General features: G+C 44.0%; 9 protein-coding genes. 1 reads left to right on the top strand and 8 read right to left on the bottom strand.

Annotation, left to right across the window (positions count from 1 at the left end; genetic code table 11):
* The first annotated feature begins 251 nt into the window (after positions 1 to 251).
* Entirely contained in the window at positions 252 to 1,232 is a 981-nt protein-coding gene (locus AAA970_RS24950) for a helix-turn-helix domain-containing protein (RefSeq protein WP_338239629.1), read from the top strand.
* 128 nt (positions 1,233 to 1,360) lie between these two features.
* On the opposite strand, the gene AAA970_RS24945 is transcribed toward AAA970_RS24950, so the two are convergent.
* From AAA970_RS24945 to AAA970_RS24910, 8 genes are all read right to left on the bottom strand, one after another.
* Positions 1,361 to 2,881 carry a M20 family peptidase gene (locus AAA970_RS24945; protein ID WP_338239628.1) on the bottom strand — a complete coding sequence of 507 codons (1,521 nt, stop codon included), beginning with the start codon at positions 2,879 to 2,881 and terminating at the stop codon, positions 1,361 to 1,363.
* Between the two features lie 58 nt (positions 2,882 to 2,939).
* Positions 2,940 to 3,851: a hypothetical protein gene (locus AAA970_RS24940; protein ID WP_338239627.1), complete on the bottom strand. Its 912-nt coding sequence runs from the start codon at positions 3,849 to 3,851 to the stop codon at positions 2,940 to 2,942.
* A gap of 674 nt (positions 3,852 to 4,525) precedes the next feature.
* Positions 4,526 to 5,500: a helix-turn-helix domain-containing protein gene (locus AAA970_RS24935; protein WP_338239626.1), complete on the bottom strand. Its 975-nt coding sequence runs from the start codon at positions 5,498 to 5,500 to the stop codon at positions 4,526 to 4,528.
* A 317-nt stretch (positions 5,501 to 5,817) separates the two neighbouring features.
* Positions 5,818 to 6,594 carry an enoyl-CoA hydratase-related protein gene (locus tag AAA970_RS24930; protein WP_060690461.1) on the bottom strand — a complete coding sequence of 259 codons (777 nt, stop codon included), beginning with the start codon at positions 6,592 to 6,594 and terminating at the stop codon, positions 5,818 to 5,820.
* Positions 6,595 to 6,626: 32 nt separating this feature from the next.
* A complete protein-coding gene (locus AAA970_RS24925; RefSeq protein ID WP_338239625.1) occupies positions 6,627 to 8,237 on the bottom strand; it encodes an AMP-binding protein in 1,611 nt (536 codons plus the stop codon).
* Positions 8,238 to 8,354: 117 nt separating this feature from the next.
* Positions 8,355 to 8,822, bottom strand: a complete 468-nt coding sequence (locus AAA970_RS24920; protein ID WP_060690459.1) for a MaoC/PaaZ C-terminal domain-containing protein — start codon at positions 8,820 to 8,822, stop codon at positions 8,355 to 8,357.
* A gap of 422 nt (positions 8,823 to 9,244) precedes the next feature.
* A complete protein-coding gene (locus AAA970_RS24915) occupies positions 9,245 to 10,453 on the bottom strand; it encodes a CaiB/BaiF CoA transferase family protein (protein ID WP_338239624.1) in 1,209 nt (402 codons plus the stop codon).
* A 448-nt stretch (positions 10,454 to 10,901) separates the two neighbouring features.
* Positions 10,902 to 12,302: a serine hydrolase domain-containing protein gene (locus AAA970_RS24910; protein WP_338239623.1), complete on the bottom strand. Its 1,401-nt coding sequence runs from the start codon at positions 12,300 to 12,302 to the stop codon at positions 10,902 to 10,904.
* Between the last annotated feature and the right edge of the window lie 320 nt (positions 12,303 to 12,622).

The following is a 12,622-nucleotide window of genomic DNA, read 5'->3' as shown; positions in this document are numbered from 1 at the left end:
AGGAATAGTGGTCGATTTGGAATTTCTCCAGGCAAGCAACTGAATGAAGAACAGATGGGATCCAAACCATCTGGGCGATTGAAAATCCTGAAAACCAACTTTCACTCACTACATTTGATCTACTTGATAATAATCACTAAATATGATAGTGCATTATTCGGATGAACGCCTCTTTAAAAGACAGAAGCCAGTGGAAGCGATCCACCTAAAATACTCCCCTAAAGCATACAATAAATAGCGAAAACTTAACCATGGACTCGACCGACACCCCAAAAATTGAATTTAAATCCATAGCCTCCTATAAAAATTTTGAGGCCCTCACTCAAAAATTCGGCGGTTCCTGGGATGGGAATATCCTGGCAATTGATCACCCATATTTTAATATTCAGGTGCATTATTTTCAATTCTTAAACGATATCCATATTGATCTGTGCACGATGGAAACTTTTCACCAGGTCAACTTTATTCAGGCACCTCCCAAAGACCAGCAGTACGTTTACGTACGGGTAGGCTTTTCCGGGCTGATCGTGGATTTGGGAAAGGAAAATGAGTTTGAGAATCACGGGGTGTTTATTTATAGCTCCAATCAACATTTTGAGATTGAATATCCCCCGGGGGTCAAGAGCCGATGGATCGTCATTAAGTTTCCGGTCCATATGGGAAGTGCGTTTACCAAGCGCCAGCAGTTTGAGTTCAAAAAACGCATTGAGGATCCCAACCCATGGATTTACTATTTCCCTCTGGATGCGGAGATCGAAGCCTATGTGAAGCAGATCTTTGATCATGGCACACGTTCTGAAGGACGCCATGTAGTACCGTTCTCGAAAGCCCTGGACATTATGGGAGTAATCAAGGAGAAGTTTGATCAGGAGGACCATGGGCATGCTGATCACCGGATCCATCCTGAAGATTTGAAGAGGGTGATTATCATTAAAAATCAGATTCTTTCCAATATGAATACCGCGCCCAGACTGGAGGACCTGAGCATTGAGCATGGAATCAGTGTCTCTAAGCTGAATCGCCTTTTCAAAAATGTTTTCAAACTGCCCCTGTTGAAATTTTATAATACACGGAAAATTGAGAAAGTACACCAAAAAATTCTTCACAGCCCCGACAGCCTCACCCAGATTGCCGAAGAGATGGGTTTTGCCCATATGGCACATATGAGCAGGGTATTTAAAAAGCATTATGGCTTTCCTCCTTCAGACTTACGCAAGCTTTCCCTTTCCTAATCGTGATAAATCATGCATGCAAAAAAAGCCCGGCACCTTCTGATGAAGGTACACGGGCTTTCCAAACAGGTGTATAGATTGTAACAATACCTCCGGAGGTCCGGCCGGAAGGTGTTTATAATAACCGCTTACAGATTTCCCTGAAGATTTCCCATAATTTGATAGAAGAAGCCTATGGATTTGGCATATTCTTTCTTCAAAATACGTTCGTTCACGCCATGGAAACCTTTAAACTCCTCTGTATTCTCCAGCTGAATGGCGGTGATGGTGAATACATCCGGTGCGAAATCTCTGGCCTGGAAGTGCTTGGAGTCTGAACCTCCAATCACGAAGAACGGCGAGACAATCAAGTCGTTCCCCCAAATCTGACGAATCGTTTTTTCCAGCATTTTATAACCTTCACTGTCCGGATTGGCAATATTGGTGGCCGGAGTAGAAGCCGAGATGTCTTTGATCTCAATGCGATCATCCCCAATGGCTTTTTTCACGTGCTCAATGATCACCTCCGGGCTGTCGCCCGGCATTGGACGGAAGTTCACTACGGCAGTGGCTGTAGCAGGTAAAACGTTATCCTTCACACCGGCATTAAACATGGTGGTGGCAATGGTGGTGTGCAACATAGCCCTGGTCACTTCATTGGTTGACATGACCTCGATAAATTCCTCTTCCAGTGGCGTAATTTCTTCATCCTTACCAAAGGCCACTGCAGCATATAAAGGCTGTTTCTCCACGTCTAGCTCAGGTCCCATATAGCGGTACTGGTGACGCACTGCCGGGTGAATTTGATAAGGAAACTGTGCATCTTCCAGCTTGGTGATGGCGGTGGCCAAGATGCCGATATTAGATTCTTCCGGCGGCATGGAGGAGTGTCCACCAATGCCATCAATACTTAGCTGCAGGCTGATGAATCCTTTTTGTGCAATCCCTATCAATGCAGTGTTATCCTTAATCCCCGGAAAAATACCCGGCGTAAGTGGTGCGGACTCATCCATCACATAAGCAAATCTTTCTATTCCGCGCGCCTCTAATACATCTGCTACTTTTTTAGCGCCTTCGGCTCCACCTACTTCTTCATCCTGACCAAATACAAAGTAAAGCGTTCTTTTAGGCTGCCATCCTTCTTTAATTCTCATTTCCGCGGCTTCCAGTATCGCATGTATCTGGTTTTTATCGTCCAGTGAGCCACGTCCCCAAATGTAACCATCTTTAATCGCCCCGGAGAAAGGATCTTCTTTCCACTGGTCACGGGAATCTGCCGGCACCGGCACTACATCCTGGTGTGCATAGAAAAGCGCCGGCTCCAGATCAGGATCGGATCCCTCCCAGGTGTACAGCAAACTATACGGTCGGGGATCTCCGATCAACTCCCTTTTCAGGGTTTTGTGCACATTGGGATAAGCTGCTACAATAAATTCATGATAGGCATTGAAGGCAGCGGTATCGAAATCATTACGATCCTGATTCGAGATGGTTTTGAACTGAATGGCTTTTGACAGTCTTTCTGCGGCACCATCCAAATCCACTTCGATATCAATTTGTTTTACCCCTTTCATCTGCATGGAGGTAAAGTTTTTTAAATCCTGATCTTGCGCAGTTCCCAGACTAGCGCTAAGCAGACAAAGGAAAAATAAAGCGATGTTTTTGTTCATGATAGAGGAATTTTTATAGAAAGTATTTCTTTTTATAATAAGTTATAAGACGATGTCTTTACCAAGGCAATGGAATAACCGGAGCAATTTGCAGACGCACCTGGTGCTGGGCACCAAACATGTCCGGAGAGGCGACATAGTACCAATACTGCAGGGATATCTTAACAGGTAATTTTCCGAATTTCGTCACTTTACTCACACCTGTTCCTAACGGTAAGGATAGTCGATTACCTTTAGAAGCTTTGTGGTTGAAGGCCCAGGTTGGCTGCCCGGTAATTTGCCAGGCATTTCTTAAATTCACGACATAGAAGTACTGACCGGCCGTCACACTGGATGCTTCAGTACCATTATTAGTCGCCCACATATATTCCGGAGACAATGGTGCGTCTACCCCACCCGGTGAATTCACACTCCAGGAATGATTCACTAATAAACCAATACCTCCCCAGTCGGTAAGTTGGGCAAGCATTAATTCAGGTCCCAGGGTAATATGAGGTGCCTTCAGTGCTTCTACAGTAGCAGTAGGAAAGCTACCAAACACCCCGAGAATAGAGATAAACTTGGATGGCCAGGTTTTTCCCACAGCCACATCGGCACTGATATTCCCCAGGTTAACCCCCTGCTGACTAAAACCTTGCTCCCCCATAGTGGGCTGGCTGATATGCAAGGGAATTAAAGGACGTACGAATAAGTTCACACTTTTAGAAAGTGGAATCGGTAGGCTGGGTTGAAAGTTGATCACCAAGCCATTTTGGGAAGAGGCTCCAGGGGCCGTTCCTTTGTAATGGACATAATCTATAGGAAAAGCCATTAGCCCCAAAGTCGTATTGGGGTTAACCAATTCCTTTGCAATTTTTTCGTTTTCATTGATCGGGGCAGCGGTAGAGTCTGCTTCCTGTGCCAACACCGTAAAGGATGCCCAGCTACACGCTATCAGCGTCAAGACTAGAGATGTAAAGTATTTCTTCATTTTCAATATTAATGTTATCAATGCTTATCCGGGCTGCCCTTTTGGGCTCGCCAGTCCGAATTTCTTTCCTGTTCTATTTTACTATGGTCATTCAGTAGGTGGTGGATAGTAATGATCGCATGCGCTAATTTTTATAGCTCCAATTACGGCACCTATCCTTCATTAATGTTTCAGTGGATTATCGTTCTGCTGATGATACAAATGTCTACATTTTTACCTGAGCAGCTTTGCATATTATTTCCAATAACTTGCACAAAATTGTCAAATTGTATTTTTACCTGAATCATCATTTGGAAGTTCATTGCCGGATAAAGGTAACAAGTAGGTGAAGGCACATAAAATAGGGGATAACTCCATTGGCTTGGATTCAATAATCCGCCGATATCCTTACTCAAGGTACACATTTAGACCGAATGAGGCATGCTTCCATCCTCAATGAACTGCCAGACGGGAAAACAGAAGTGGATTTTCATTATTTCGTGTTTTCTCAAAGCAGCCGCTGAATGAGGAGAAAGCAAGCTTGCCCAAATTTGGGCGATTATAAATCAAAGAAAATAAATTATAATGAGCTGAAATTAAATTACTTGCGATCAGTTAATAAATATGATGGTGAATAATTCGGCTTAAAACAGCACCCTCGATGGCAATCATCAAATATGAATTCCAATCACGCTCTAAGCCCTGCGCAGCGCTGATGGGGCGTAGCCATAATGCTTTTTGAATACCCGGCTCATATGTGCGACATGACTAAAACCTAAATCTGCCGCAATATTGGTCAGGCTATCATCGGTATGTTGGATTTTCTGGCGGAGCAATTCTACCTTCTGCTGATTATAGAATTTGAGTACAGGCATTTTGAAGACGTGCTTAAACAGTCGGTGAATCTTCGAGACGCTCATACCATGCTCTTCGCTAAGGTCATCCAGTTTAGGAAGATTGTCGAGACTACCTAAGATCTGATCCTTTATAGAAATAATAATCCGCAAATCTGTTGGGTGGATACGCTTTTGAATATTACCTGGCTCTTCAGCCTCCAATTGCTCCGTAATGGCACTGATCGTATCCAGCGCTTTAGAAAACGGCGCAATCTTACGCCCATGTGGACTCACTCCATTCTGAAAGATTATTTTGATATATTCTTCAATCTCAGCATTAAGGGGTAGATAGTGAAACCATGGTTCAGTGTCATCTAAAATCTGCTTAAGTTTAGTTTCTTCCCGCTCAAAAAACTCATAGTATAATCGTTTCGGAAATTTAATAACAATCCATCGGTCATTTACCCCTGCAGGGAAATCCACTTCAAAATGTTGGCTGGAATTATAAATAAAGATCCCATTACTGTGAAACTCGTCCGGCAAGGGTGCATTTACGATCGTACCAGAGAAGCCCAAGCGGATATAAATGAAATCCTCCTCACTTTCAGGAGCCTGAACAAATGTTACTGGCTGATAAACAGAAGCCTCACAGAGATCAATAGAGACCATTCTCATATAGGAAAAACAGTGAATATCCAACTTGAATTGCTCATGATCAATGTGCAAAGTTTTCCCATCCCATTCGCCTTGATATTGATGGGCGAGTGCTGATAAATTTTCCTTGGTGTCTATATCGTTGAACTTGATGGTGGTTACTGAGGCTTTATCCGACATAGCAGGTTTACGAGTTAAAAAATCATGTGATTTTGAGCAACAATTCTCATGTGTTTCAAATGTAAACATAATCCAGTATTTTACAACCGTTAGCGATTGGATTTCGGGTATTTCGTCTATGGTGTTGAAGTGTGCTTTTTAATGCGCCTGTTTAAAAACTTGTTTATAACCAGCCATCCTGCTACAAATGACGGTTTTCGAACGCCCCTAAGAGCATAAATAATCCGGGCTAAATGGCTACCTATAAAAAGTCACCAGCTCTGAGAAAGAACTGGCGACAAAAGGTTAAGAGTGTGTTTAAAAGCACAGCATTCGGATTAATATTGCTTAAAGCTTGGCTTGCGTTTTTCAGCAAAAGCTGTCATGGCTTCTTTTTGATCCGGGGTGCTGAACAATCCGTGGAATAAGCGACGCTCCAATTTCAATCCAGGGATCAAAGGCACCTCCGCTTGTTGGTTCACGGATTCTTTCCCTGCCATCACGGATAGACGTGGGTTGTTGGCAATTCTGCGCGCTAGTTTTAAAGCCGCTTCCAACTGTTGGCCATCTTCAACCACTTTCGTAATAAGTCCGATGCGCTCTGCTTCTACAGCATCCATGGCTTCACCAGTCAGGATATAGTACATCGCCTTGGCTTTTCCTACAGCACGAGTTAAGCGAGCAGGTCCACCAGCACCGGGGATAACCCCCAGGGTTACTTCAGGAAGGGCAAATTTAGCCGTCGTATCAGCGATGATCATATCGCACATCAGAGAAATTTCAGTTCCCCCACCAAAGGCAAATCCGCGAACAGCGGCAATCACCGGCTTGCGAAGGTTCGCTACCTGATCCATATAAGCGGCCAGATTGGTATTGAAAGCACTTTCGAAATTCTGCGAGGCAATCCACTTCAGGTCTGCTCCGGCACAAAATGCTTTATCTCCACCTGCCAGTACCATACAGCCAATGCTGTCATCCGCATCAAATGCCTTCAGGGCATCTGTCACTTCCTCTGCCAATTGTTCATTAAGTGCATTAAGTGCTTCAGGACGATTAAAGGTAACAATACCTACATTTTCCTTTTGCTCGGTAAGGACGTATTTGAAATCTTTCATGATAATCGAATGTTTATTTCTATTGGAATTATTTATTTATTACTTATTTTTTTAGGCTGTTCAGCTACCATCTCCGGCAGCTGCTCGCGCAATTTATTTTTTGCAATCCGGTCCAGGGTGGAGTGTGGAAAGTGCTCGATAATGTGAATAGCTTTGGGTACTTTGAAGTCCGCCAGTTGCTGTTGGCAAGCTTGCGTAATGCGGGCTTTCACTGCCTCTTCCTCCAGTGCTTTCCCTTTTTCGTTTAGGGAAATGAAAGCTACCGGCACTTCGCCTAACATGCTGTGTGCCTGCCCTACTACGGCGTATTCCTGTACTAATCCCGTACTATTGATGCTATTCTCAATCTCCAGTGCTGCAACGTTTTCCCCTCCTACGCGCAACATATCTTTAGCGCGGGTGACATAAAACAACCACCCTTGCTCATCCATCCGAACCACATCCCCGGTGTCGAGGGCACCACTTGCATCAAATGCCGCAGCGGTGATTTCCGGATGCTTATAATATTCTTTGAATAACGTCAGGCCTCTTTCTCCCCGAATATATAATCGGCCTTCTTCTCCGGGACCGGCCAGAGATCCATCCTCCCGTCGTATTTCGACCTGGTAAAATGGCGAAGGACGTCCGATAGTACCCGCCGGGCCAGGCTGGTCTGCATCTGTAACAATGCAGGCTGAAAGGGTTTCGGTCATGGCCCAAAGTGCCATGGTTTGTATACCAAAGGCTTTTTCTATTTCCGGAGATCGCTCCAGCCCCATCATAAAACGAAGCGGATGCTGCGCCGGTACGGCCTGATCTTTTAATGCTTTATACACAAATGGAATGGCCGACACCCAGGTCGCCTGGTGTTGAACGACGGTATTCCAAAATCGAGAGGTGGAAAATTTGGGTTGCAAGACCACCGATCCTCCGGACCAAAGACTGGACAGCAAAGTAATTTGCGCATTGGCATGGAAAAGCGGTAGGAAAAGCAATGTTCTGTCCTCACGACGTAAGCGCATATTAGTGGACATGGATTTACCGCTCCACAAGGCATTACCATTGGTCCACATGATCGGTTTTGGGCGGGAAGTGGTGCCGGAGGTAAACTGAACGGCGAAATCCCGCTCCGGAATATCCGGAATTTTCGGTAGTGTTCCTTGTTGGTAAATCGCGTCAAAAAGCGTGATCAGCCTGTCTTTCGGTAGCTTTTCAGAGACGTTCCCGGTGATGACCAACGGCAAAGAAGCCGAACATGCCCGATGGATCATAGGGGCATAAAGCTCGGAAGTAATCGCCATTACCGGCTGCATCACTTCAGCGAAATAAGTCACATTTTGCGCCACCGACCGGGTATTGATGGTTACCGGAATGGCCCCAATGTAAGCGCAGGCCAACCAGGCGATGATAAATTCCGGACAGTTATCCATATGGATCAACACAAAGTCGCCGGATTTCACCTGACGTTGATTTAAACCGAAGGCAAACTGCTGTGCCGCCTGCGCCAATTGTCCATAAGTCCAGGACCGGCCCGGCCCCTCAAAAGGTTGCCAGATCAGGAAGGTTTTGTCTGCCTGTATTTCAACCCAACGGTCGAGGATACTGGTGACGGACATTCCTCCAAATTGAGCCCATGCGTTACGCTGTAATTGAATCTGTTCCACCGAAAATTAATTTAAAATGATGAGGTTGTGGGTGAATATCGGACTGCTAAAAAGTAGAGTGAGTTTCCGGTCACCGTCCGATAATCCTTTCTCTTTTAGAGCGTTTTTAAACCTAAATTATGCTTTAGGAGTCCTTCTTACGGTAAAGAAGATATGCTCTGCATAACACACCACCTCTCCTCTTTGGTTGGTTACCGTCTCTGCATGGGTCATTAAACCGTGAGTCTTGTGTTTAGGATGATCTTTCTTGTCCAGCACTTTCACGGAAGCTGTTAATGTATCTCCTGCATATACCGGATGAGGAAAGCGAAGCTTTTCATAACCATAAGACATGCAGTTCGGGTTACGATCAGAAGACATTACGATCAAACCAGTACCGATACAAAATGATAAGTTACCATGGGCTATACGGTGCTTGAAGGGTTGGGTCTTACACCACTCTTCATCATTATGGTGTGGCATCCAGTCACCGGAGTGCATGGAATGGAAGACGATATCTGCTTCGGTAATGGTACGAGAATCTGTTTTCTCAATTTCGAAATCCCCAATGTTGTAATCTTCGAAAAACTTTGCGTTATCACTCATAATTTTACTGATTAAATATATTCTGTGTTGATTATTTCCCTTATTGACAATACAAATATGGCCGTTTTTTATGCTTAACTATTGCATATAAATGGTAATGAGTTAACTCATTTTGTCAAATGAAGAAAAAAGGTGTAGCCAAGGAAGTTACTCCCCGACAGCAGGCCCACAACCACCATTTTTCAATTGATTTACAGTTAATTAGACGGATCTTTTCAGGCAAAAAGACGGACAGCATAAGAACAGCGATCTCCCCTCTGGACATAGAAAAAACGCCGGGGATATCCAATAAACCCCGGCGCTCAAATTGATGGACTATACTTTATCTTTATGCTGGAAACATGTTGAAAACCACCCGACGAAAAATGCTGATTTGCAGCCGGATGGTGTGCTTTTTAAGACACTCTTAGTACTCCCAATTTTTATTTAGAGATACCGATAGCGCCCGCAGCGGCCAAACCTTCAATCGTATCCTGACTGAAACCTAAAGCGCTTAATTCTTCCACAGTGTTTCCGCCTACTTTTGGAGGATTTTGTGGCTGTACTTTAGCAATACCTTCAACCTGAATCGGGCTGTCAACGGTACGAATACCCTCAGTACCTGCTACTTCAGGGAAACAACCATTGGCAATCATGTGCTCATCACGCGTACATTCTTCCGTTGTTTGTACCACACTGAAGTTTACACCAAAACTTTTCAGTCTTTCCCGGACAGTAGCCAAATCATAAGTACCCACGATTTTTTGCATCTCATCAAATAGTGCCTGGTGATTCACACCACGAGCTTGTGGGGTCGCAAAACGCTCATCGCCTTTCAGGTGATCAGCACCAAAAGCGTCGCGTAAGTTACCGATATTTTTAGGGTTCAGTTCCACAATGATAATGTAACGATCATCCTTGGTTTTGAATACCCCTCCCGATACCGGGTTAGGCCATTCTGTACGGTGGAATTTTTGCATCGCTGGTGCACCTACCAAGGCCGCCTGCATCATACTGGAGTTGGCCCAAATACCGTTGTTCATCAGGGAGGTAGATACTTTAACACCCTCTCCGGTACGCTGGCGGTGGAACAGACCTGTCATTACCGCGCCAAAAAGCGTGCTGGCAGTACCCAAGTCCCCTACTCCTACCGGTAATGGCACCGGGCTGGCATCCTTTGGTCTCAATTCTTCCATCATACCGGTACGGGCATACCAGGCGGTCATGTCGAAACCAGGAGCATCTTTATCCGGTCCGGCAACACCGAATCCGTTAATCCAGGCATAAACGATTTTTGGATTAATCGCCTTGATGTCCTCATAGGTGTGTCCCAGGTGTTTTTGTACCGCACGTGGAGAGTTCGTAAGGAAAACATCCGCTGTTTCAACCAACTTATTCAAAATATCCTGTGCTTCAGGCTTCTTTAGGTCCAAAGCAACCGATTTTTTGCTGCGGTTTTGAATAAAAGTAGTGTAAGGAATATCACTTGCCGGCATACCTGCCACTTTGTTTCCATATCGCCAAAGGTCCCCTTGTGGTGGCTCTATCTTGATTACTTCCGCACCTAAGTCCGCTAACATTACCGTTGCTGATGGAGCAGCCGCCATAGAGGCTACCTCAATTACTTTGATTCCTTCAAGAATTCTAGACATAATGATTATTTTTTATATTAATTTTCTTTCTTTTTGAAATGATAATTGAAAATTTTCATCTTGCTATGAAGCAGATAAAAACCTTATTATCTTTCGACATTACAAAGATGGTATATCCTACTTTCTTTTAATTGCATACAAATGGCAAGTAGTTAACTGATTCTATCAAAGGGTAAAGAAAGAGTAAAGAAATAGGAGCCATTCAACTCCAAAAGCCGAATTATTCGCAGCGAAAATTTGATTATTGCCAGAGCAGCTTCCTCTTTTTTTCGAAAAAAGATCAAAACGCAGCCTCCAATCTTCCGAATTTACTGAGGAATGATTTATTGATCTAACTGACCCAAAAAAGCGGTGGGTTATTGATGGTTCTTGCTCTAAACAAAAAAATCCCCCGAAGACGTAATCGCCTTTCGGGGGAAAAATATTACTAGGATGAAGAATTCCGTTTTTAATCCAGGGCAGTAGCTGCCGCACGCATATAGGCTACAGGATAATTAAGCTCTGTAGAGGCGCTAAAATACACTCCAACTACTTCACGCGCAGGGTCTACATAAATCCCCTGACCATTGTGCCCCAGCTTCGCAAAGGCGCCATCTTCCCAAAGGAAATCAAACTGGCTACCACTACCACAAATCACTTGCTCGCCCATGATCATTTCTCCCATCTTACCGACTGCACTATTTTTGAAAACCTCCATAGGAACTTTATTTTCAAACATATATTCGATCAATCTTGGGGAAACCACTTCTTTACCGGTGATTTGCTCAAAAGTAGGGGTAAATAGCAAACCATATCGCGCCAAGTCTTCCAAAGTAGAGTTCATCGCTGTAGCAGCGTGAATACTACCGTCCGGGAACAAGTTGGCAACAAACTCGCCAGTACCCGCATATTCGAAGAAACGTTCATATAAATAATCTACAAATTTCTTTCCGGTAATATTCTCAACAGCGATACTCAACACCTGCGTATTCATACTCGCATATTGGTACAATGTATAAGGCTCCGCAATTTTCTTGGACTCCCGGATTACTTGTATCCAGTCTTCTTTCTTGCCATTGTAAAGGTCACCAAAAGAAGCCTGATAATAACGCTGCTCCATAGTACCGGCCTTAAACATATTTCCGCTGATATCGGCAGCATTCAAACCGGTCGTCATGGTCAGGACGGCTTTTACCGGTACACCATCCCAGGCACTGCCTTGCAGACGTGGTACATATTGAGTGATGGGTGCATTAGGATCTACTTGTCCTTTGTCAATCAAATCTAATATAGCTACTCCGGCTAACGGTTTAGATACTGACATCCACACGTGTTTGTCCTCTGGACGCATGCCCGGATAAGTTTCAAATACGACCTTACCTTTTTTGATGATTATGGCCGCCTGTAATCTGGACTTAGGATCATTGATATATTCCTGAAAAGTAGGACGCGCCTTACCTTCCAAATCTTTATAGCTTACCTCGGCCAATGCCGGATTTAAATCACGAGCCAGGTCAAACTTGTTTGGAGATGCCTGCACTTTAGCACTGGGCATAAACTCATCCATAAAATTAAAATAGTACAGGGCATCATCCTCCGCTGTAGCTAAATCATCCATTGCATCTACTGTAAAGTGGCGTGCGGAAAATAGGGCTTTCGCTCTTCTTACGCGTTCAATTGGATAACCTTCTTCCAGCAACTGCTTATGTTCGGCAAGTGTAAGAGTAGAAGCATTAGGTAATGTTTCATAACCATTGCTCACTTCCTGAGATGTAGACGTGCTCACCTCTTCCTGCTGCAGGTTTTGAGCTTGTTGACAACTTTGTATTACCACAACAGACAGGGCAATGAGTGATAACTTTAATTTCATTATTGATATGGTTTATAATTTATAAGACACTTACTTGATGAACTTCCCATCAACATCACAAAGATGAGGAATCAAAAAAGGAAGCATTTGCATAAAAATTTTAATCAGTTGACTGATTCTGGCAAATCAGAAAATATATACTGAATTACTTTCAAAAGCGGCTTAAGCCCAATCAGGTATGCTTAGCGCATGAATAAAACCGCACACCATCCGACTGCAAACTCACATTGTTGGAAGTGATTTTGGATAATTTCACAACAATAGCGATGCTATCCTCTCAGAATAATCGGGTACCGCTTCTGCAATCATCAAATTTTTGC

The organism is Persicobacter diffluens (genome assembly GCF_036244895.1).
GTDB lineage: Bacteria > Bacteroidota > Bacteroidia > Cytophagales > Cyclobacteriaceae > Persicobacter > Persicobacter diffluens.
Note: the sequence above shows the minus strand (reverse complement) of the source record. Positions and strands in the feature narration are given on the sequence as shown.

Excerpts from the sequence above, each read along its gene's own strand:
- AAA970_RS24940 (WP_338239627.1), bottom strand. The coding sequence starts at position 3,851 with ATGAAGAAATACTTTACATCTCTAGTCTTGACGCTGATAGCGTGTAGC.
- AAA970_RS24915 (WP_338239624.1), bottom strand. The coding sequence starts at position 10,453 with ATGTCTAGAATTCTTGAAGGAATCAAAGTAATTGAGGTAGCCTCTATG.
- AAA970_RS24950 (WP_338239629.1), top strand. The coding sequence starts at position 252 with ATGGACTCGACCGACACCCCAAAAATTGAATTTAAATCCATAGCCTCC.
- AAA970_RS24945 (WP_338239628.1), bottom strand. The coding sequence starts at position 2,881 with ATGAACAAAAACATCGCTTTATTTTTCCTTTGTCTGCTTAGCGCTAGT.
- AAA970_RS24930 (WP_060690461.1), bottom strand. The coding sequence starts at position 6,594 with ATGAAAGATTTCAAATACGTCCTTACCGAGCAAAAGGAAAATGTAGGT.
- AAA970_RS24935 (WP_338239626.1), bottom strand. The coding sequence starts at position 5,500 with ATGTCGGATAAAGCCTCAGTAACCACCATCAAGTTCAACGATATAGAC.
- AAA970_RS24920 (WP_060690459.1), bottom strand. The coding sequence starts at position 8,822 with ATGAGTGATAACGCAAAGTTTTTCGAAGATTACAACATTGGGGATTTC.
- AAA970_RS24910 (WP_338239623.1), bottom strand. The coding sequence starts at position 12,302 with ATGAAATTAAAGTTATCACTCATTGCCCTGTCTGTTGTGGTAATACAA.